This window comes from Candidatus Zymogenaceae bacterium (assembly GCA_016931225.1).
GTDB lineage: Bacteria > Desulfobacterota > Zymogenia > Zymogenales > Zymogenaceae > JAFGFE01.
In genome coordinates, this window is the sequence record JAFGFE010000019.1 from 92005 (window position 1) to 112909 (window position 20905).

The following is a 20905-nucleotide window of genomic DNA, read 5'->3' on the forward strand; positions in this document are numbered from 1 at the left end:
TTCTCACACAATATCATACCTTCATATCATTTCAAGGAGACATACCCATGAAAGCTTTTAAAACAATCGCCTGGGTCCTGGTCGCGGTGATCATTGTCGCCTGTCTCGGCGTATGTGGATATCTGAAATCAACCCTTCCCAAATACGACGGCGAGCTTTCCGCCCCGGGCCTCTCGGACACGGTGGAAATCGTCAGGGATTCCTACGGCATGCCCCATATTTACGCCCAAACCGATTACGACGCGTATTTCGCTATGGGATACGCCATCGCCCAGGATCGGCTCTTTCAGATGGATATCATCCGGCGGGCCATCCGCGGTCGGCTGTCGGAAATTCTGGGGGAGGGGGCCCTGGGGGCGGATAAGCTCTTTCTGACCATCACCGCCGAAACCCCCATCGACGAAATGTACGAGCAGTATCCCCCGGAAATCGCCGAAGCGATGGAAGCCTTCGCCGACGGGGTCAACTTCTACCTGGAAAACCGAAACGGCCCCCTGCCGGTGGAATTCACCCTCCTCGGATACGAACCGGAGCCCTGGCAGCCGGCGGACTGCGCCGCAGCGTATTATCTGATGGCGTGGGATTTGAACAGCTCATTCAATACAGAGCTTCTGTTTTACGCCATCATCAACGCGGTGGGAGAGGAGGCCGCCCGAGAGATCATCGTCGAGTATCCCGACGACGCCCCCTTCATCATGACGGGCCTTCCCTTCGCCGGGGCCGACACCTCCCTGAACCTCCTGAATGTATTCGCCGACGCCCGCACGTTGACCGGCACCGAGGGGGGCGGCGTCAGCAACAACTGGGTCATCTCCGGCGAAAAGTCGGATACCGGCATGCCGATACTGGCAAACGACATGCACCTGGGCCATGGGGCGCCGGGGATATGGTACGAGGCGCACATAACGACGCCGGACATGAACGTCTCCGGCGTGATGCCGCCGGGGATACCGGTTATTACCGTGGGCGCCACGGAGCATGTGGCCTGGGGATTCACCAACGTCATGGCCGACGACTCGGATTATTACATGGAGATCATCGACCCGAACGATCCGAACCGGTATTACTACGAGGGTGAGTGGGAGGAAATGGAACTCGTCGAGCACACCATACCGGTGAAAGACGGCGACCCGGTGACCTACACCGTTAGAATCACCCGGCACGGTCCCATTGTCAACGACGTGAACGTACAGGACGAGCCGGAGGGCTACGCCCTGGCCATGCGCTGGACGGCGACTGAGCTTTTCGGCGTGGCGACGGCGCTCTATCACTTCAATCGGGCCGAGAGCGTCGAAGACTTCGAGAAGGGCATCGAATACTTCAAGTGTCCCGCCCAGAATATCGTCTATGCCGACGATGAGGGAAACATCGGCTACTGGGCGTCGGTGGGCATTCCGATCCGCGGCGGCGCCGAATACGGCACCCCGCTTTTCTACCCCGTTCCCGAGGGAGGCGAGCCGCCGATCCTCGAGTACAGCGGAAACTGGAATCCGGGCATCCTGCCTCTCCCCGGATGGGACGACCGCTACGAGTGGCGGGGGTACGTTCCCACCGATAGACAGCCTCACACGAAAAATCCCCCGAGAGGGTGGATCGCCACCGCGAACAACAAACATACAGGCGACGACTACCCCTATCTGATATCCAACTATTACGCCATGCCGGACCGGTTTTCACGTATTTCAGAGATGATGGAAGAAAAAGAGACGCTGGGGATCGTGGATATGCAGAGGATGCACGCCGACGTCCTGGTGCTTTTGGCCCGGGAGTGGGTGCCGGTGATGGAGGCGGCTCTTTCGGATGCGGAGCTTACCGACACCGAGGCACGGGCCTTGGAGCTTTTGGCCTCCTGGGATTATGAAGCCACGGTGGAAAGCGCTGCATGCAGTATCTTCCACGCAACCGTCAACTCCATGATGGAAAACACCTTCAAAAACCGGCTGGGGGACGAGCTCTATCTTCACTATATAGATAACTATTACATCGCCTTCAACGCCCTCAGGGACATGATCGATCGGGGGGAGTCGATCTGGTTCGACGACCCCGCCACCGATGAAATCGAAGACATGAACGATATGATCAGGATGAGCTTTTTGAACGCCGTAGCCCTCCTGGAATCCGAGATGGGAGGCGATCCGGACAAATGGGAGTGGGGAGAGCTGCATACCCTGACACTGTATCACGCCTTCGGGGTCGAGTCGAAACTGCTGGGCATGTGTATGAACATCGGACCCTATCCCCTGTGGGGGAGCTGGGCGACGGTCAACCCCGCCCCGTATCACATCACCGATCCCTGGGGGGTCTATCACGGCGCGTCGGAGCGCTATATCTTCGACCTGGGAGATATCAACAACTCACTCAGGGTGATCCCGGCGGGGATATCCGGCAATTTCATGAGTCCCCACTACGACGATCAGGCCCTTTTGTGGCGCACGGTCTCGTATCGGCCCTTTGTCCTGGATAAAGATCGAGTGATGGATGACGCGGCGTACATCCTGATCATCTCCCCGGAAGCCGAAGCCGAATAGTAACAGCAAACGGGGCCGCGCGTGATTTGCGCGCGGCCCCGTTTTTGAATTCATCGGGAATCACATGAACCTCTTTCGTTTTGCCATATGAAAAAACGCACGAAACGCCTTCTCGTTGTCATCCTTATACTCGTCTGCCTCGCGGGAGCGACGGCGATTATATACACGGCCTTTTTCCGCCCGCCGCCGGTGGTCATGGAGGTGGAGGGTTTTATCCCCGAAGGCCCCGACATTCTCATCGTAACCCGGGACATGGCGGGCGTGTGGGAGGAGATGGGGGAGGACGCCGTCACCCGCGGCTCCCGCTTTTTGTCACTCATAAATGCGACGACGGCGGACCTTGGCCCCGTCCGGGGGGCCATCACCGATACGTTTGACCTGGAGGAGATCTCCCCGGAGCTCTTGTTCTATCTCCTCGGGTACGAGTCGGCACTGGCGGTCTATCCATCGAACGACGATCCGGCGGTTCTCTTCGTCTCCCGGGTGCACCCGACGGTGGTGTTTCTGGAGCAGTTTATCATTTTCATCGATGAACAGATGCACATCGACCGGATCCCCTTTCGGGACATGACCGTTCGGGAGATCTCCATTGAATCCGATGAAGCGCCGACGCTCTTTTACACCTTCGACAATGACCTCCTCGTCTTCTCCAGCGACCGGCATTTGTTTGAGTCCGCCCTTGACCTTCTGACCGGGGAAGAGACCGCATCGACGGCGGATGAGCCGATCCGGCAAAAGCTGGAGCGATTCCGAGCGGAAAAAGCCTGCGTCTGGGGATTCTCCCGGGAGGGGCTGGGGGGACTCGTAAAAGACGATGCAGCCGACCCTATACTCCTCCACCTGCTCGGCGGAGGGGGGGCCGCAAAACCGTCTCCGGTGTTTTTCTGTGCGACATGGGAGGGGGAATCCCTCGTGCTGAACGCCGCTCGTGACACGGACGGCGACGCCCCCCGGACCCCGCCCGCCGCCCCCGAGTTCCGATATATCAATGAGGAACTCCTCTCGCTGATTATCGGCGAAGGACTCCTGACGGCGGGGGAGGAAAATGCGGGGCTTTTTCCACGTCTCTTCCCACACGGCTGCTCGGCAATCCTCCTGGCCGGCGAAACTCCCGGCGTCCTGCATCCGGCGATAGGGGGGGCGGCCGGGCCGGACGCCGATTCGCTTCTAAAAAACACCCTGGAAGCCTCCGGTGCGCCGACCTCCCTGAGTCTCGTGGACGACGTGACCATGACAACCGGCGTGTTACACGGCGAGGGTATCGTGTTCACCGCCGACGACGGTCTTCTCATCATCGGCCGGGATGCGGGGGACATCCTCGCCCATCGCCGCTTCATCCAAAACAACACCGTCGATCCACACCCAACCCCCGGGATCATTCTCTCCCTTCATCTCAGGCCCGCGGCCCTGATCGAGGCTCCCGCAGGGGTGGATGTTTTCACCTCCCTGCTTTCGGAATGTGGTTTTTCGGGAAGCGTCGTTGAAGAGGACGATGCCCTGTCGTACCGGGAGCTGGCCCAATACCTCTCCGCCTGGGAGACGGCGGACGCAATCACGTGGACCGACGACGGGCAGACAAACCTGACTATTATCCTGTCGCGAAAGGGGGATCAGCCGTGAAACGCATCTTTCTTCTTATGATGCTCTGCGCGGTGTGTCTGTGTCTTTTCGGCCGCGGCGCGGCGCAGGAACCCGATCCCGCCGCCCCTGAGACGATACCGTTCGAGACGATCCTTACGGGATGGCATGCGAACGGCATCGTCGAGCGAACGGCACTGATCATCAACGACGACGACGGCTTTCTCTCCGTGTGGGAGATGATCGTCCGGGGCGACTTTCCGACTCCCACAGCACCCTCCATCGATTTTGAGACGACAACCGTCATCTTCGTCTCTTCGGGGGTGATGCCGTCGGGGGGGTATGACGTGGCGATCGAGCGGATCGTCGCCGTCGACGGCGGTCTGGAGGTTCACGTGCTCATGCTCGAGCCGCCGGAAGACGCCGCCGTGACGGCGGCTCTCACCCAGCCGTATCACGGGGTTATCCTGAGCAAAACGGACCTCCCCGTTGAGTTTCGGTGGGAAACCAGAGAATCATGGTAAATTATCCGTTGTAATCGGAGACTCGAGAGGATACAATCGAAACATGACTAAAAATGTTCCCGTGAAAAAGGGCGGCTCATCGCGAAAGGACCCCACCGCCCAGTATATCATCATCCTGGGCGGCGTCGTGGTCGCCCTGGGCTTCGTGTCCCTGGTGCTGGATCTCTTCGGGCGATGGTTTTTCACGTCGGTCATCCTCACGGTCCTGGCGCTGGGGGGCATCATCTGGGGGAACCGCCTCTACGACGACGGCAAGGGCCCGTCGCCGGTGTTCGGCGGTGTGGTCATCTTCATCGCGGCGGTTCTGTTGGGATTGGATATCGTCAGCATCAACAAGATGTTCGGCGAGCCTCTGCCCGCGGCGTCCTACATCCTCTTCATCGCCACCGCGATCTACTTCGTCTTGGCCTATTTTTTCGCCAACCACCTGGTCCTGATTCTGGCAATCATCTCCCTGTTCAGTTACCTGGCGTACATCGGGGGCGGCTTCTGGGGGTGGCTCCCCTTCGTCAAGGGCGGCGTCAACAGCCACACCTACATCGCCCTGGCAAGCCCCCTGGTCATCCTCGCCGGATTCATTCAGGAGAAGTTCATCGACGCCGTCAGACGGGGATTCGACTATTTCGATCGGGTCTACTACTTCATGGGATTTCTGTTCCTCAATACGTCGCTCTGGATGCTCTCCCTGTTCGGTCGTGATCTTGAGCTGTTCGGCTCCCGGGACACCATGGAGCTTATCCTCTTCACCGGTCTCTTTTTCCTCGCCAATATCGCCACCATCGTCTTCGGCGGGATAAAAAAAGACCGCTCCTTCGTCACCTTCGGGGCGATCTTCCTCACCCTCAATATCCTCACCCGCTTTACCGACCTCTTCTTCGAGGAGGTGGGCCGCTCGGCCCTTTTTATCTTCGCGGGCGCCCTGATGATCGTGGTGGGCCTGGTGCTGGAACGCCTGTTGAGAAACCGATGACATCACATCCAAATATCAGATAAAAGGAGCCGGCACCCGAATTTGCGGATGCCGGCTTTTTATTGATTCGATTTTTTTCTCAATGCACCGAAAAAATCCCGGTGCGCATTCCCTTCCCATCCCTTCCCCTAGACCTCCGGAATCAGGAGAGAAATTTACTCAGCTCATGCACCAGGAGATATTCGGGGGGCTCATCCTCCTGGATATCCGAAAACCTCGGAAGGTCGGTATAAAAAAAATTGTCCGTCACATCGTCGTTGACCCGGGAGACCTCCCCGGCCAGCACGTCCTCACCCTCGGCCCAGAAGCTGTGATAGAGAAACGGCGGGATGGTCAGGCTTTCCCCCGGCCCAAGCCTTATCACTCCCCCCGCCTCGCACGTGACCGTCCGGCCGTCCCCCTCGATACTGATCTCCAAATCCGAGTAGGACCGGCCGTCCGCTCCCGCCCAATACAGGCGAAAGAGAAGCTCCCCACCGCCCCGGTTGATGATGTCTTCCATCTTCGATGTGTGATAATGGGAGGGGCACTCCTGGCCCTCCCTCAGGTGGATGATCTTTTCGCAGTAGGTTTTCGCCTGGTCGTTTTGCGCCTTTGGAACGCCGTTCCTCAGGGTAAAGAGCAACAACCCCGTCTCGGAAAATCTCCCCAGGCCGAAATCGGTCACGTCCCAGCCCAGGCCCGCCCCAATCGCGGATTCATACTCCTTTGCCATCGCCTTCCACTCGTCCGGCTTGATCCAGGCGAAGGGGGGAAGAAAGAAACGGTGCCGTCTGAAAAAGGCGATGCTCTCGGTGATAATGGTGTTGATTTCCGATCGTTTCACGCCGCTCTCTTATTCTCACACACCCCGGTGTCTGTGGGGATTAGAAACCCATCACTCAACAAAAGGGCCTATTCAAACCCGCTCTCCAGGGAAAAGGCAATGGGGACCGTATCCAGGTCCTCGGGTGTAAACGGGGTCTCCATGCCCATCCGGGCGAGTGCCGCGACGAAGTAATTGATGGATGAAAAATAATCCTCGCCGCCGTTCTCGGACATCGCGATAACCTCCTCGTACATGGTGACGGCGTTCTCCCGTTTTCCGGCCATATCATAGGCCTGTCCCAGCAGCAGGTACGTCTGGGCTCGCTCATTGGGGGACTGGAGAAACTCAAGGGATCGAGACAGCACCCCCAGCGCCTCCCGGTACTTCCCCTGGTGGATGAGAATCCTCCCCGCCATCCGGTAATAGATCGGCTCCGTCGGATCGATTGTTATCGCCTCGGCGAGGTAGGAAAGCACCGTCTCCTTGTTTGCGGGATCATCCGTGTAGGCCAGATACGCCTCCATATACGCCGTGAGGGCCTCCCGGCGATAATCCGCCTCCCACTCGTATCCGGCGAGTATCTCCGGATCCACGGGGGTGAACTCCCCCGAGAACCCGGCCTCGAAGTCAAACCCCACATATGGATTGGTGCACGCCGGCTCCTCTCCTGTGGCCACCCAGAAGCGGCCGTCACCCGGGGAGAACACCGCCGAGGTGACGTTGTTGTCCGAACAGACCGTGATGCCGGTGCCTCGCTCCCGACCCATGATGATATCGTGATGATCGCTCATGAAGCGCGCCGCCAGCTCCGGCGTGACCTTCCCGTGATGCTCGAGCAGAAGCTCTTTCAGGCGGAGATGCCTGCCGGCGAGGTTTCGCATCACCAGGTTATAGCGGATCATCAGGTCCCGCGGCTCAAGGTCATCGGTGGTGGCGTAATTCGTCAGGGCAATGATATCGTCTTCCATCTCCCGCACCCCCAGCACCTCCGGCGAAGATTCCGCCACCACCCCGCGGCCATCCTTTCCGTCGGCGATCATCAGGGCGAAGCACCCTCCCCGGGGCGTGTCTTCCAGTATCTTCAGGGCGTCGTCGATGGTGTGCGCCTTTCGCATGATCTCGTTTTCAAAGACGGTAAACGAGACCCCGTCGGGCCGCGCCCCGTCAAAAGCCATGAAGTGTCCCCCCACGATGATCCCCGCCTCGTTCATGGCGGAGTTGCACTTGATGAGGCCGGCGGTGGAAATCTTCACATAACGAAGACCGTCCGCCGGTTCGTAGAAGAAGATGGTCTGATACCGCCCCCATCGACCCTGGCCGGAATAATCGGTGTTGCGGCCGAAGACGAGCGAGCCGTCCAGAGTGGCGGTGCCTGCGGCAATAAAGCTGGAGCATTCCGCCACGTTTTCCGCGGCAAGACCCAGATCAAGCGCCTTTTCGGCAATCACCCCCGGCACCATGGCCATGGAGAGGTCCGAAAGAAAATTCGCCACAAACACGTCACGGTAGGAAAGACCCGCGCCGTCGGCGATGCCGGCGATCTCTTCCAGGTATTCGGGGGGCGTGTTCTTTTCTATGGGGCGATAAACGGTTATTTCCAGATACATGGTGATCAGCTTTATCAGGACGGCGGGTTTGTCCGCGAAGGAGGGATTGTGCCCGATGGGGTCAGAAAATATCGGTAAGACGCCGGCGGCGATCTCGTCGGCCATGAGAATCCCGTGCTGATACCCCATCTCGTAGGGGGTGCCCGAAAGGTGAAGCACGTAATTATCCCGCTCCACCCGGAGCCAGCCGTCGCCGAAGGTACGTTCGTCGCCCGTGTCGATCAGCTCGGTGTTCTTCAATCCCGTGACGACTTCTTCTCCGGGCCGATAGGCGCTTCCATCGGAGACGGTCAGTATTTGAACCACAACACATCCGATCACAAGAAGCAGGATCACCGCAACTATCGGCACCACGATCGCCTTTTTCATCATGTATCCTTTCTCAAACGGTTTCTGCCGCTGTACGCTCTCTTGCACGCACCGGTGTAATTGGAACCGCTTCGTGTCCCGCGTTCGACTCGCCTATCGTTCGCTCAGTGCCCGGATTATTTTTTCAGACCATCCAACGAGCGCCTCGATCTGTTCGACCTTTTTTATCATCGGCTCGATGTGTATCGCCAGCCCGCCGGGAGTTACGGCCATGTTGATGATCGTCTTCCCCTGAAGCTCCAGGAGAAGAGAGGTGATCTCCTCATTCAACAGGACCCCCCGTGCACCGTCTTCATCCTCGGAAAACACGGTGACTTTTTTTGAGAATTCCGGGAATTCTCTCTCGGTTTCGACGAACGAGACGTCCCGTACCCCGAAGAGGTGTGACAGCAGCATCTCGATCATCTTCCTGCCCACCGAACCTCCCAAAGGAAACTTCGGCGTCAGGAACGTTCGTCCGGAAAGCGGAAGAGGGGAAAAAACGACCAGGGAATGACGCGGGGTGCCTTCACTGGTGCTGTCGCTGTCGGTAACGTCCGGGCTCTGGGTAAAGAAATACCCCTCCCCCTGGGGAAGGGGAACCTTCATGATGTCCTCGATATCGCCGTGTACCGGCAGGTTCATCTGCTCGACAAACCTCCGGGCGAGGGAGCCGTCCGTGTCCTCGGGCTGTATACTCAATCCCCGAGAGTCGGCGAACGCATAAAGCGCTTTTTTATGTCTCGGCGTAAAAAAGGTGGGGCGGAAAGACCGGGCGGCGTTAGAGTCTGGGGAAATGATTCTCGACCGTCGGGAGAGAAGGAAGTAGAGAAGAAGAGGCACCCCGATCGCAAGGGCGGCGTACAGAATAACTGCATTCAAAGAGTGCGCGTCCCACTGCATATCACTCGATCCTGTTGTGTGATTATCTATAAACTATATATACATTACCCCGAATATAAAATCAACCGGGAAACACACGACCACATCGATTTCGAACGATACCGTCGGTTATTTCCGCATCTTTGGAACGCCGTGAATTGGCAGCCGAATCGTATCCGGATTCGACCGGCCCCTAAGTGATGGGGGCACGGCGATTCGCCGGACTATTTTTATGCCGTTATTGTTCCGCCACCTCGGCCCACGCGTCCCGGATGACCACGTCTCCTCGATCCACCCGGGCCTCGAGATCGATGATCAGTCTCCCGTCCTTTCTTTCCCGGAGCCAGCCGGTGGTGGTCACCGTGTCTCCGGGCAGCACGTTCCGGGAAAACCGCACCTTCAGCTTCTTGAGACGGGTGGGGTCTTTACTGCATGCGTTATCCACCACCGCTTTCTGGACGAACGCCATGGTGCACAGTCCCTGCAGGATGATGCCCCCAAGTCCCACCTTGACTGCGAAATCGGGATCCACGTGAATCGGGTTGTGATCGCCCGAGGGTTCCGCGTATATGTATGTCTGTCCCTTTTTCACCGGCATATCCTGGGTAAAGAGGACCTCGCCCCGCTTCGGCTCCTCGATTTTGTCCTTCTTTTTTTTCGGGGCGTTCGGATTTCTCTCGAAAAAGCCGATGACCTGGCTGACCACCAGCTCATCCTCCTCGGTAAAGCTGTCGACCTTTATCTCCAGAAGCTCCCCTGTGCCCTTGTCGATAATATCCTTGAGCGTCGCCCAGGATTTCATCTTCGCTCCCGGAATAAGCGGGCGCTCCCACTCGAAATACTGCTCTCCGTGAACCACATAGGCCCAGTTGAGCCCCAGGTCCGGCTCCTTGATCACCTCCAGCACCCCCAGGGCGCCCAGGTCCTTGCTAACTGCATACAGCGGCGGTGCGACGGTCCCGCCGGGCCGGGAGCCGTCGATATACGCCTCGTTGTCATCATTGGTGGCAAGGGCGTAGTACATCGCCTCCCGGGGCACCACTTCTCCGTCGATGGGTCCGTAGGTTGCGCCTATCAGGGATCTGTTCATGGCCATATGTCGTACTCCTTAAAAGAGGCCGATTATTTTTATATACGTGATGTATCAAATCACGACACCCCTGTCAAGACGAAGAGGGTATTCAATTGACACCGATAGAGGAGCATGGTAGCGTATCGGTGTACCTCATATGCGAGGGGAACAATGAGCATTCCGTTACATCATCGGCTCCGCATCCCGGCCGTCCTTCTCCTGGTCGCTTCCATCATGCTCTCTGTAGTCTCGTGCCGAAAGAGTCTCTCGGACGAGGATCTGATTCGGGGAATAATCGAGAGCGCCGCCCGGGCCGCCGTTGAAAAGGACATCAAGGGCGTCACCGAGCACGTATCGGACTCATACAAAGATGAGTACGGCAACGACCGGGACGCCCTGAAGGGATTGTTATTCGTCTATTTCAGACAGTACGACCGCATCAATGTGTACATCCGGGATACCGAGATCACCGTGGAGGGGGATCGGGCCGAGGCGGCCGTGAAGGTGGTATTTACCGGCGGGGAGACTCTGGAGGAAATCGGCGATGTGGTGCCCAGCTCCGGCGGCGGATATCTGCTGGAGATAAAACTGGAGAGGGAAGACGGCGAATGGAAGGCGGTGCGCAGCCGCTGGACGGATATCGGCTTCATGGAAGCCCTCTGAGGAGTGGCATAATCAGTACAAAAGACGGGGTCCGGGGTCGACATCGGCGTGATCTTTCGCTTCCCGAAGAACGACTCCCGGATGTTCGAAGGCACTCATCATACGCGGCGTGACCCGCTTCTTTTGCATATCCCCCTATGCTCCTCCCCTGAGCTTTCTCACATCCCCCACCCGCATGGTCACCTTCTGGCTGTCGAAATACTCCAACAAGGGGATGGTATACTTCCGGGTGGAGCCGGTCATCTCCTTGAATTCCTGGGTGGTCAGATCGCCCTTTTCCTTCAAAAAAGCCACAAGGCGATCTTTCAGGTCATCCATCCGATCGACGTCGAAATAGAGGGTGTCCTTTACCCTCACGATGCTTCCATCATGGGAGACGGCCGCAAGCAGTTTTTTTATATCCTGTTCGGGACTCCCCAGGGCTCCCGCCAATTCCTGGGTGCTCGGGGGCGACAGGCCCCCGGCACGAATCAGCTCCACCGCCCGTGAGGCGATGTGTGTCTCGTCATCCTTCATGGATACCTTGTGACCGGCAAGAGCCACAATATCACCGGAAAGCGTAATCCGCCTCTTTTCCGTGAGATCACTCAAAAGCCGTGCCATGAGCTTCGCGTCCACGCCCCAGGGCATTTTAGAGAGCAGCTCCTCCTTGGATATGCCCGGCAGGGTTGGCTGCGCCTTATGATGGACCTCGAGTCGGCCGAGAAGGAGATCCGAGAGACGCTTCGCCTCTTCCCGTGCGATATACCGAAACCTGTCGGCGTCCACGACCACTGCGGCGCCGGCGTCCGCCAGGTTCCGCAGAAATTCCCGGGACTGCTCTTCCGGAATGCCCACCCACGCCGCCATCGCCTTCGCCGTCGCCCCGGGGGCGCCCGCGTCTTTCAAAAATATTTCGATTCGCTCGGCATATCCGCCGCCCACCAGCCGCTCAATATTTTTCAGCACGTCTTCTGAAAACCGCTTGTGCTTTTTCGGGTGTGCATTGAGCACCTCGCCGCCGCCGACGGTCGTCACTGGCGAAAGCGACCTGAGGACGAATCGATCCCCCGGAATCAAAACCGCCGGCTCCGTCAGCCGCACCTGGACCGGGGCTTCGTCCCCCGGTTCCAGAACATCCCGATCAAGCAGGACGACATGCGCCATGATTTCGCTGGTGCCGGCGTGAAAGCGCGCCCTCGTCCGGTTTTTCAGGGGCGGCGCGCCCGCCAGGTTCATGAGCATCACATCCGCCATGTAGGTCGGCTCGATCGTGCCGGGGGAGATCAGCACATCTCCCCGCTCCAGTTGATCCCGACTCACCCCGGAGAGATTCAGAGCCGTTCGGGAGCCTGCCACCGCCTCCGGTTTCTGCTCGCCGTGAATCTGTATGCCCCGAACCTTGGCGTGGACGCCCTTGGGCATGACGGCGACCTCCTCCCCCGCCTTGACGCCGCCGGAAAGCAGCGTGCCGGTAATCACCGTGCCGAATCCCTTCATGGTAAATACTCGGTCCACCGGCAGCCGAAACGTCCCCGACGTCCGCCTCGCCTTCACACGCCCCGCCAGCTCATCCAGAACGGACACGAGGCGGTCCATCCCCGTCCTTTCGGTTGAAGACACCCGTACCATCGGGGCTCCCTCCAGAAATGTCCCGGAGACGAATTCGACCAGTTCCTCCTCGACGAGACCTGTGAAATCGTCGTCCGCGAGGTCCGTTTTGGTGATGACCACAAGCCCGGTGTTGACATCCAGGAGCTTGAGGATATTGAGATGCTCGACGGTCTGGGGCATTACCCCTTCATCCGCCGCCACCACCAAGGCCACCACATCGATGCCCCCGGCCCCTGCGACCATGTTTTTCACGAATCTCTCGTGCCCCGGAACATCCACGATCCCCAGGCGAATGCCCGAGGGGAGATCCAGGTGGGCGAAGCCGAGCTCGATGGTAATGCCCCGCTCTTTTTCTTCCTTAAGCCTGTCGGTATCGATGCCGGTGAGGGCGTAAATCAAAGACGTCTTCCCGTGATCGATATGTCCCGCCGTACCCAGTATGAGTTGTTTCATCCTCAATAATCCGAAAACGATAGTGCGATTATTTTTAGATTATAGCAAATGACGCCCCGAAAGACCACAAAAGAGGCATATGAGAAGAGGCGCATATCGGCCGACGGCGACGAACACGCCATACGGACATACTCTTCACCACATAACCACATATTATATATGCCCCGTATGGACGAAGACGCTCAACATCCGGTCGTTTCCCACACGACCGATGCACGAACACATCAGAGCCCATAGGACAATCCTTAAAAACCCTTTTTGGCGCCCATTTCGATCCTTCTCAAACCTTTTTCTTCATAAAAAAAGAGTATTTTACAGGAAAACAAAGGGTATTATTCTCATAAATACACATTTTTTTCCCATAGAAATACTGTGTTCACCCTATTTACCTGGACAGGTATTGTTTGTATGCTGTATGTGCAAAGAAATAAAAACGGGTCGTCAAAAAAAAAATTCTTAATTTTGTTACCTTCGTCACATATCGGATGTCTAATACAGGGTATAAAAAACGTACAAAGATGATAAAAACGCATAGATACCATTGACTTCGAAAAAACAGTAATTATGTTAGATGCGATTACAATAAAGAACGAAAGATCCCTTTTGATACCCTCTCAACAGCATTACGGCATAGGGGTAAGGAGGAAAAAATGAAATCAATAGAATACCTCCAAAGCGAACACGACATCCTGTATGTACTTCTTGATCTGCTGGAACAATCAACCTTAAAAATGGAAAACGGTCGTGACGTTCCCCCGTGGATGCTCCGGGAAAACATGGAGCTCATCAGGCTGTACGCAAACGGAACTCACCAGGATCGAGAGGAAGCGGTTTTCTCCCGGGTCAATCTCTCGCCCACCGAGAGGGACGGGATCACAAACGATCACAGGAAATACAAAAAAATGATTCGGTTTTTGCTTCGTGTGATCGAGGCCTACGACCTGGGATACCAGGGCGCCCGGGGTGTGTACGTCCACTATTCGAAGAGCTTCATCGAGATGATCCGTGAACACATGAAAAACGAAGAAGCGCTCTGGGCCCGCATGGCTTCCAAGCTGAAAAAGGCCGACAGCAAACTGGTTGAAGAATTTACCCGGATTGACAGCCCCGTGAAACGACTCAGGGAAAAGGGCCTTACCCGCATGGAAACCTTGAAGAGGGAATACCGCAAGGTTGCCGCGTAATTTCAAAAACCATTATACATCTCAAAAACCTGTCCCGCATCTTTTTATATCGTTCGGTGCGGGACTTAATTTTATCCGCCGGACTCCTCCATTGAGACCCTGCGGGGGAGTTCCTCCCTCAATACGGCGATCGCCCCGGTCACGATATCGCTGAGCACCTCTTTGGCGGTCCTCACACCAGAGATCATCCCGGCCACCTGCCCTCCGGGACCGGAGATATAGTCGATCTTCCTCTCGGCGATGATGCCCTCGGTCAGCTCCGCCATGAGAAACGTCTGCAGCGGCATGGGAAGCGTCTGGAGACCGGCATCCTCCCATCGTCGTATCAGTTCGTTCTGTATCCCCCGCATGGTCTTGCCGGTAAAAACTTTCGTCACCCTGGTTCCCTCTTCGTCCGCATCTATCAGCTTCTGCTTGTTGAAGTCGTATTCATCGGCCTCCTCGGTGGCGATAAAGGCCGTTCCCACCCACACGCCGTCGGCCCCCAGGGACAGGGCGGCCGCCAGGCCCCGGCCGTCGCCGATCCCCCCCGCCCCGAGTACCGGTACCGGGGAGACGGCGTCTACAACCTGGGGAATCAGGGCCAGCGTTCCCACCCTGCCGGTATGGCCGCCGGCCTCCGTCCCCTGGGCGATGACCACATCGACGCCGGATTCAACGATCCGCTTGGCGTTTTTGACGTTTCCCACAAGACCCATAACCACCATGCCCTGGGCATGGGCATCACTGATCATGAAGGAGGGATTCCCCAGCCCCGCCACGAAAACCGGCACCCGCTCCTCCAGGCAGATATCCACCGCATCCTTGGGCCGAAAGGTGGTGAGATCCTGCTTGAGAACCACCGGATGATCGCCGATGCCCAGCTCTTTTTTCAATGCAGCGAGAAACTCAAGCTGGTCTGTCGGCATCATCTCCTTGATGGCGTCAAAGGTAATGTCCGACAGCGCCTGGATATCCCTGGCGTGCTGATCAATATTGGCCGGCAGGATCAGGTCCACGCCGAAGGGCTTGTCGGTCGCTTTCCTCACGTCCCTGATGGCCTGTCGCATTTCGTCCAGGGTCATCATCCCCGCCCCCAACACACCCATACCCCCGGCCTCGCTGACGGCGGCCGCAAGGCGGGCGCCTGTCACCGCCGGCAGTGGAAAGAAAAAACTCCCCATTCCCGCGCAGAGCACCGGGTATTCTATGTTCAAAAGATCACATATCCGCGTTTTCATAACCGGTCTGTTTGCAGAATTGCTCATTGAAATACTCCATACATGCACTCAGGGATTATCAAAAAAACCCGCCTCCCCGGAAAACAGCATGTCCTCCGCCGAGGCCGGATCGCAGGGAACGAATACAAACAACCCCAGCGGCGTTTCCATGGAAAAAAATACCGGGATCCCCAAATCATCCACCAGCATCTCTCCCGTGCTCTTCGGCCCGTCGAAACCGACCCGAGAGCACACCATTTTTTTCTCCGACACTAAAAAGTCAGTAACGCCCAGAAACTCATAAGAGATATCCTTCACCTTTTCATCAGTGATGGACAGGATGCGAAACGTCGTTTCCCCGTCCGGATCGTCAAGAGTGTGGAGAAATCGATCGAGTTCCGTATGATCATACTCATCCTTGGCGAAAAAATATTCTTTTTCTTTTTTATCGGTTTCCTTGATGACTGATATGCCGTCTGAGGTTCTGAGTACATGCGTTATTGTGATGTTGCCGCCGACGGCGGTCCTGGCATCAAGCTCAAGCACGTATCCCCGATCATCCCACACCGCCCGGGTCTGTTCGATGATTCGAAGGGAAACGGGCCCGATCTCGAAGTCGAACGAGCGATACCCGTTGGCCGTGAGTCTCTGTTCGTCACCGTCGGTGATGAAACAAAACCGGGAGAGCGAATACCCAATCTGTTTCTCCCGGAACTGTACTTCCCATGCGTAATCGAAGCGGTCCGCGGCCGGGCCCTGTGGCTCCTGGGCACGGGCCGATATGGAAGCGAATCCGGCAAGGATACACAGTACGAGGGATATGCCGGCCGTGAAGATCAAACGACGGCGCATACCCCGGGCCGCCGTCGTATTAGAGTCCGTGTTTTGAGAGAAAGCCATCAACAAGGTCCGTGAACTCATCAGGCCGCTCAGCAAAGGGGATGTGGCCCACATCCGGGAGAATCTCCAGCGTCATGTTCGGGCCGTACGATTTTCTTGCTACATCCGCCCCCTCGGGGGGCAGAACCTCGTCCTTATCCCCCCAGACAATGAGCGTCGGGACGGAAATCGAACCCGCCTTGCGGCGAAAATCGACGGAGAGGACCTCCCGGGCCATGAAAAGGAGCGTTTCGATCCATACCGGATAGTCCTCCCGCTCCCGCATGGCGTCATACTGTCGATGGACATCTTTCAGAAAAACGCTCTCCTTGTCATACACGAAGGTGGAGACCCGATCATAGAGGCGCCTGGTCATCGCATCGATCAGCTTCTGTTTCGATAGCAGCGCCCTCTGGAGCGAAAGAAGGGAGGCCAACAGGCGACTTCTGCCCGAAAAACCGGCGGGGGCCGCCAGCACCAGGGCGGAAACGGCGTCGGGCGCAATGAGCGCCGCCTCCTGGGCCACCGCCCCCCCCATCGAGCTTCCCAAAAGCACGGCCCGATCGAGACCCAGCTTTTCGATCATCTCGGCCACGGCACCCGCCATGAACGGGATATCGTACGGTACGCCCGCTTTCTTCTCCGACAGGTAATACCCCGGATAATCGAGGCCGATGACCCGCCGCTTGTCAACCAGTGCGGGATAAATCGGGGCGAAACTGGCCAGGTTGACGGAAAAGCCGTGGAGGAAGATAATCGGCGTTCCCACGCCCTCATCGATATAGGCGCACTCGTGTCCGGCAAGCGTCACCCGCTTGACCGGATATGGATACAATGCTTCCAGTGACATGACATCATCCCGAAATCATTATAACGACAACTCGGGGGGACGCACCGCCCCCCCGATCTGTTTTTCTGTACCACCTACGAGGTGTGATATTCGGCGATTTTTTTCTGAACCTCTTCGTAGTCACCAATGACATGGCGCATCGCCAAAAGCCCCATAACAATCACCGCCAGATACGCCGTCGGCAGCACCAGAAGCCCCAACATCAATGAGCCGGTCAGGTCGCTGATCCATCCCACCACCGTGGGCCCCAGGGAAAAGCCGATGCCGGTTTGAAACAGGAGCAGAAGCGCCATCGCCACACCACGATCCTGGGGCTCGGTAAGGTCCACGATAATGGCCGAGAGAATCGGGAACATAGCGATGGAGAGAATGATGGCCATGAGGATGCCCGGAATCAGGACCGCGTTGTTGGTGCTGAAAAGCGCGATGAACACGAAGGGGATCGCCAGAAGCGCCGCCAGGCTCTGGACCTTGATGCGGCCCTTCTTGTCCCGGCGAAACCATCGATCTGCGAGGATGGCCCCGCCCAGGGCGCCAACGAACCCGCCGACGAGAAAGCCGACCCCGGTAATGGTGCCGGCGAACTCCTCGGTGAACCCCCGCTCACGAATCAGGTAGGTGGGCAGCCACATCGAGAAGCCCTGGGACGCAAACTGGATGAGCGCCGTGGCGATGTAGTGATAGATGAGGGTTTTCTTCGAGAGAATTTTCCCTACCTTAATCCAGAACCCCTCCGAGATGATATTCTCGCTGTCCTTTTCCGTCAGCCCCTCGGACGCTCCCCGCACCGGCTCCCTTATCATCAGGATAAGGGGGATCAAGATAACGCCCGGTGCGGCGTAGATGAAAAAGGTGTGACGCCAGCCGAACCGCTCCACCAGGATGCCGCCCAGGATCAATCCAAGGCCCGCGCCGATGGGAACCCCCATCTGGAAAATTGCTATGGCGGTCGCGCGGAATTTCTGGCTGAAATAGTCACCCAGCATCGATACGCCCGAGGGATGGGCCGAAGACTCCCCCGCACCGGTCAGCGCCCGGACGGCGAACAGGCTGATGAATCGGCCCATCAATCCCGAGGCGAAGGTGGCGAAGCTCCATACGAGAATTCCCGCCGCCAGAACGTATTTGCGGACGAAACGATCCACCGCCATCCCGATCGGAAGGGCCATCAGGGCATAAAAGAGGGCAAAGGCCAGGCCCGTTAGGAGTCCCGCCTGGGTATCGGTCAGCGAGAGATCCTCGGTAATGCCCGGGAGCAGGATGCTGACGACATAACGGTCCATGTAATTGATGGAATTAATGAGAACCAGGATGATGAGGGCGTAGGTCGAATGACGTTTCGCGATCTCTGAAGGCTGATTGTTCATGGTGTTTTCCTCATTCATAAAAAAAAGAGTGGTTATCGGTAATCGAGGGTGATTATATATGTTTTTGATATATTATGTCAACGACAAGCCTCGCGTGAAAGCATTCCTTGTGTAATATAATATTTGATCACGCCCAGCGAATCTCTTCAGGCAGTTGATCGCTTCCCGGAGGTCCTCCCCCGTACCCGGGCCCCAGCGTTTTGACGATCCTGGCCGGATTTCCCACCGCCACGCAGTTATCCGGCACGTCCCGATTCACCACGGACCCCGCACCCACCACGGCACCCCGACCGATGGTCACATCTCCCAGGATAATAGCCCCGCCGCCGATCCACGCCCCCCGGCCCACCCGTATCGGGCGATAATGGAGATTCCCCGCACGAAACGCCTCACTGCCGATCTCGTGGGTCTTGCTTAAAAACTTCACCCCCGGCCCGATTGTCACATCATCCTCGATAATCGTCTCTCCGTTGATCTCGCACCGGTTGTTGACAAACACCGACGACCCGATGGTAACCGGACCGTTGATAATCGTCTCCCGCTCCACGTACGCCTTTTTCCCCAAGTGAAGCGCCCCCCGGACGGACACACCCTCTTGAAGGTGTGCATCGGTATCGAGAAACACCCGGGAGAGGGAATCGAATGTCACCCCCTTCATCACGAACCGTACCCTGAGGGGCCCCTTCATGAAAAGAGAGAGAAAAAATCCCCTGAGGGCGGCGGCGTACATGCTCCTTCTGGGAAATATCAACACATCAACCAACACGCGAAGCAGTGCATACAAAAACAGCTTCAGCTCGCGGATCAGGGTAAACCGGGAAAAAAGATATATGGTTTCCATGACATCATCCCGAAAGTGAATAAGAATATACGGTTTTCGGGCATTATAGCACAGAATCGATGTTTTCCCTCGAGAACCAAACCGTATCTCTTATATGACCACATGAATCAAGAAATATCTGTTTTTTTACTATTCAAATAGGTTGACATGATGTATAATTTTGGCGGTAAAATGTGTAAAAAAACCCGGTAACTTTGCAGAAAGGAGCAACGCATGGGTACCGAAACCGTAACCAGAACCTGGGGCGGAAAAATCGCTGACTCTATTAAAGGTGTCATCATCGGCCTCATTCTCTTTCTTGCGTCCTTCGTGGTTCTGTGGGTAAACGAGGGGGCGATCGACGTCTCCAAGGCGGCGGAAAAGGCCGTCAATATCAGCGGCGAGGCGGTGGATACCGCGAACGAGGGGAACCTCGTGTCTGTATACGCATATCTTTCAAGCACCGAGACCCTGGGTGATCCAGGCCTTCTCTATCCGAGCAACTACCTGACCCTCGATCGATACGCGGAGATGTATGCCTGGGTGGAAAAGACCGAGTCTCAGACCGAGAAAAAAGCGGGAGGCAGCGAGACCACCACAACCACGTATTATTACGAGCAGGAGTGGACCTCGATGCCCTCGGATACCTCCAACTTCAAGTATCCCGAGGGACATCAAAACCCGCCGATGGCCTATGATTCGGCGTCGTTTCGGGTCGGCACCGGCACGATGGGCGTCTATCCTGTGGATATGGCAAGCATCGACCTCCCCGCCGGCGAGTCGGTTTCCCTGATCTCGACCGATATCGACTACTCATCCGGCGGTCGGATCGACAACGGCTACCTGTATATCGGCAGGGGCACCATTTCCTATCCCCAGGTGGGGGATATCCGTATCAGCTATACCGCCATCCCGAATCCGCCGTCCAGCCCGATGACCCTGTTCGGCACCCTTTCCGGCGGCACCATCGTATCGTACATGTACAAGGATAAAAAGCTCTACCACGCCCGGTACGGTCCCCCGGAAGAAGCGGTGGCGAAGCTTCACAAAGAATATGTGACCACCCGCTGGATCATCCGGCTCATCGGATTTTTAATGATGTGGATCGGCCTCGCGCTCTGTTTCGGACCCATCAACGCCGTTATGGATGTGCTTCCGTTCTTGGGCAACGTTAGCCGGACGCTTATTGCCATTGCAATGTTCGTGGTGGCTTTTGTGCTCTCGGCGGTGACGATTATCGTCTCGATGATCGCACACAGTATCATCGCCCTGATTATCGTGCTGGTAGTTCTTATTGGAGGTGTCTTCCTCATCGCCAAGATGCGCAAAGGGAAAAAGGGCGCCGCTGCACCGGGTGGAGCACCGACGTCTCCTCCGGAGCCGCCGGAAAAATAGGAAGTACACCATGAGTCTGCTGCCGGCGTGATCGTTCACGCATCAGTGTTGTTCACATACGGGGCGGGAACATGCTTCCCGCCCCTTTTTCATAGCTTCCCCCTTTGGTTTTCTCTTCCGATCATTTTTCATAATCATCTTGACTTTCACGGCGGATCATTATTATTATGAGGATATAATTCATA

At 56.9% G+C, this 20905-nt stretch carries 17 protein-coding genes; 7 read left to right on the forward strand and 10 right to left on the reverse strand.

Annotated features, from left to right (window positions below; translation table 11 throughout):
• The first annotated feature begins 47 nt into the window (after positions 1–47).
• The 4 genes from JW885_08735 to JW885_08750 all read left to right on the forward strand — a co-directional run bounded on the left by JW885_08735 (position 48) and on the right by JW885_08750 (position 5600).
• Entirely contained in the window at positions 48–2528 is a 2481-nt protein-coding gene (locus JW885_08735; protein ID MBN1882243.1) for a penicillin acylase family protein, read from the forward strand.
• An 87-nt stretch (positions 2529–2615) separates the two neighbouring features.
• Positions 2616–4148: a hypothetical protein gene (locus JW885_08740; GenBank protein ID MBN1882244.1), complete on the forward strand. Its 1533-nt coding sequence runs from the start codon at positions 2616–2618 to the stop codon at positions 4146–4148.
• Entirely contained in the window at positions 4145–4630 is a 486-nt protein-coding gene (locus tag JW885_08745; GenBank protein ID MBN1882245.1) for a protease complex subunit PrcB family protein, read from the forward strand. The genes JW885_08740 and JW885_08745 overlap by 4 nt, the downstream gene beginning before the upstream one ends.
• Before the next feature lie 43 nt (positions 4631–4673).
• A complete protein-coding gene (locus JW885_08750; protein MBN1882246.1) occupies positions 4674–5600 on the forward strand; it encodes a hypothetical protein in 927 nt (308 codons plus the stop codon).
• Positions 5601–5742: 142 nt separating this feature from the next.
• On the opposite strand, the gene JW885_08755 is transcribed toward JW885_08750, so the two are convergent.
• The 4 genes from JW885_08755 to JW885_08770 form a co-directional block, all read right to left on the reverse strand.
• Positions 5743–6426, reverse strand: a complete 684-nt coding sequence (locus JW885_08755) for a D-lyxose/D-mannose family sugar isomerase (GenBank protein MBN1882247.1) — start codon at positions 6424–6426, stop codon at positions 5743–5745.
• Between the two features lie 68 nt (positions 6427–6494).
• Complete coding sequence (locus JW885_08760; GenBank protein MBN1882248.1) at positions 6495–8384, reverse strand: tetratricopeptide repeat protein; 1890 nt, start codon at positions 8382–8384, stop codon at positions 6495–6497.
• A 93-nt stretch (positions 8385–8477) separates the two neighbouring features.
• On the reverse strand, positions 8478–9266 hold the full coding sequence (locus JW885_08765) for a hypothetical protein (GenBank protein ID MBN1882249.1): 789 nt from the start codon (positions 9264–9266) through the stop codon (positions 8478–8480).
• Positions 9267–9483: 217 nt separating this feature from the next.
• Positions 9484–10341 carry a MaoC family dehydratase N-terminal domain-containing protein gene (locus JW885_08770; GenBank protein MBN1882250.1) on the reverse strand — a complete coding sequence of 286 codons (858 nt, stop codon included), beginning with the start codon at positions 10339–10341 and terminating at the stop codon, positions 9484–9486.
• A 147-nt stretch (positions 10342–10488) separates the two neighbouring features.
• Between JW885_08770 and JW885_08775 the strand changes: the two genes are divergently transcribed.
• Complete coding sequence (locus tag JW885_08775) at positions 10489–10980, forward strand: nuclear transport factor 2 family protein (GenBank protein MBN1882251.1); 492 nt, start codon at positions 10489–10491, stop codon at positions 10978–10980.
• Between the two features lie 135 nt (positions 10981–11115).
• Here the strand turns inward: JW885_08775 and selB are convergent, their stop codons facing one another.
• Positions 11116–13026, reverse strand: coding sequence for a selenocysteine-specific translation elongation factor (gene selB / locus JW885_08780; protein MBN1882252.1), 1911 nt, complete (start codon positions 13024–13026; stop codon positions 11116–11118).
• Positions 13027–13676: 650 nt separating this feature from the next.
• Here selB and JW885_08785 point away from each other — a divergent pair.
• Positions 13677–14210: a hypothetical protein gene (locus tag JW885_08785; GenBank protein ID MBN1882253.1), complete on the forward strand. Its 534-nt coding sequence runs from the start codon at positions 13677–13679 to the stop codon at positions 14208–14210.
• A 71-nt stretch (positions 14211–14281) separates the two neighbouring features.
• Here the strand turns inward: JW885_08785 and JW885_08790 are convergent, their stop codons facing one another.
• The 5 genes from JW885_08790 to JW885_08810 all read right to left on the reverse strand — a co-directional run bounded on the left by JW885_08790 (position 14282) and on the right by JW885_08810 (position 19037).
• Entirely contained in the window at positions 14282–15457 is a 1176-nt protein-coding gene (locus JW885_08790) for a nitronate monooxygenase (GenBank protein MBN1882254.1), read from the reverse strand.
• A 21-nt stretch (positions 15458–15478) separates the two neighbouring features.
• Positions 15479–16330, reverse strand: a complete 852-nt coding sequence (locus JW885_08795) for a hypothetical protein (GenBank protein MBN1882255.1) — start codon at positions 16328–16330, stop codon at positions 15479–15481.
• Positions 16281–17138, reverse strand: coding sequence for an alpha/beta fold hydrolase (locus tag JW885_08800; protein MBN1882256.1), 858 nt, complete (start codon positions 17136–17138; stop codon positions 16281–16283). The genes JW885_08795 and JW885_08800 overlap by 50 nt, the downstream gene beginning before the upstream one ends.
• A 74-nt stretch (positions 17139–17212) precedes the next feature.
• A complete protein-coding gene (locus JW885_08805; GenBank protein ID MBN1882257.1) occupies positions 17213–18505 on the reverse strand; it encodes an MFS transporter in 1293 nt (430 codons plus the stop codon).
• Between the two features lie 127 nt (positions 18506–18632).
• Entirely contained in the window at positions 18633–19037 is a 405-nt protein-coding gene (locus tag JW885_08810; protein ID MBN1882258.1) for a hypothetical protein, read from the reverse strand.
• 522 nt (positions 19038–19559) lie between these two features.
• On the opposite strand from JW885_08810, the gene JW885_08815 reads away from it, so the two are divergent.
• Positions 19560–20720 (forward strand): TMEM43 family protein, encoded by a 1161-nt coding sequence (locus JW885_08815; protein ID MBN1882259.1) that lies wholly within the window; start codon positions 19560–19562, stop codon positions 20718–20720.
• Positions 20721–20905: the final 185 nt, after the last annotated feature.

What these genes read in the sequence shown, in the direction of transcription:
- JW885_08735 (MBN1882243.1), top strand. Translation starts at nt 48, where the DNA reads ATGAAAGCTTTTAAAACAATCGCCTGGGTCCTGGTCGCGGTGATCATT.
- JW885_08800 (MBN1882256.1), bottom strand. Translation starts at nt 17,138, where the DNA reads ATGTCACTGGAAGCATTGTATCCATATCCGGTCAAGCGGGTGACGCTT.
- JW885_08805 (MBN1882257.1), bottom strand. Translation starts at nt 18,505, where the DNA reads ATGAACAATCAGCCTTCAGAGATCGCGAAACGTCATTCGACCTACGCC.
- JW885_08785 (MBN1882253.1), top strand. Translation starts at nt 13,677, where the DNA reads ATGAAATCAATAGAATACCTCCAAAGCGAACACGACATCCTGTATGTA.
- JW885_08795 (MBN1882255.1), bottom strand. Translation starts at nt 16,330, where the DNA reads ATGAGTTCACGGACCTTGTTGATGGCTTTCTCTCAAAACACGGACTCT.
- JW885_08775 (MBN1882251.1), top strand. Translation starts at nt 10,489, where the DNA reads ATGAGCATTCCGTTACATCATCGGCTCCGCATCCCGGCCGTCCTTCTC.
- JW885_08815 (MBN1882259.1), top strand. Translation starts at nt 19,560, where the DNA reads ATGGGTACCGAAACCGTAACCAGAACCTGGGGCGGAAAAATCGCTGAC.
- JW885_08740 (MBN1882244.1), top strand. Translation starts at nt 2,616, where the DNA reads ATGAAAAAACGCACGAAACGCCTTCTCGTTGTCATCCTTATACTCGTC.
- JW885_08750 (MBN1882246.1), top strand. Translation starts at nt 4,674, where the DNA reads ATGACTAAAAATGTTCCCGTGAAAAAGGGCGGCTCATCGCGAAAGGAC.
- JW885_08765 (MBN1882249.1), bottom strand. Translation starts at nt 9,266, where the DNA reads ATGCAGTGGGACGCGCACTCTTTGAATGCAGTTATTCTGTACGCCGCC.
- JW885_08790 (MBN1882254.1), bottom strand. Translation starts at nt 15,457, where the DNA reads ATGAGCAATTCTGCAAACAGACCGGTTATGAAAACGCGGATATGTGAT.
- JW885_08760 (MBN1882248.1), bottom strand. Translation starts at nt 8,384, where the DNA reads ATGAAAAAGGCGATCGTGGTGCCGATAGTTGCGGTGATCCTGCTTCTT.
- JW885_08770 (MBN1882250.1), bottom strand. Translation starts at nt 10,341, where the DNA reads ATGGCCATGAACAGATCCCTGATAGGCGCAACCTACGGACCCATCGAC.
- selB (MBN1882252.1), bottom strand. Translation starts at nt 13,026, where the DNA reads ATGAAACAACTCATACTGGGTACGGCGGGACATATCGATCACGGGAAG.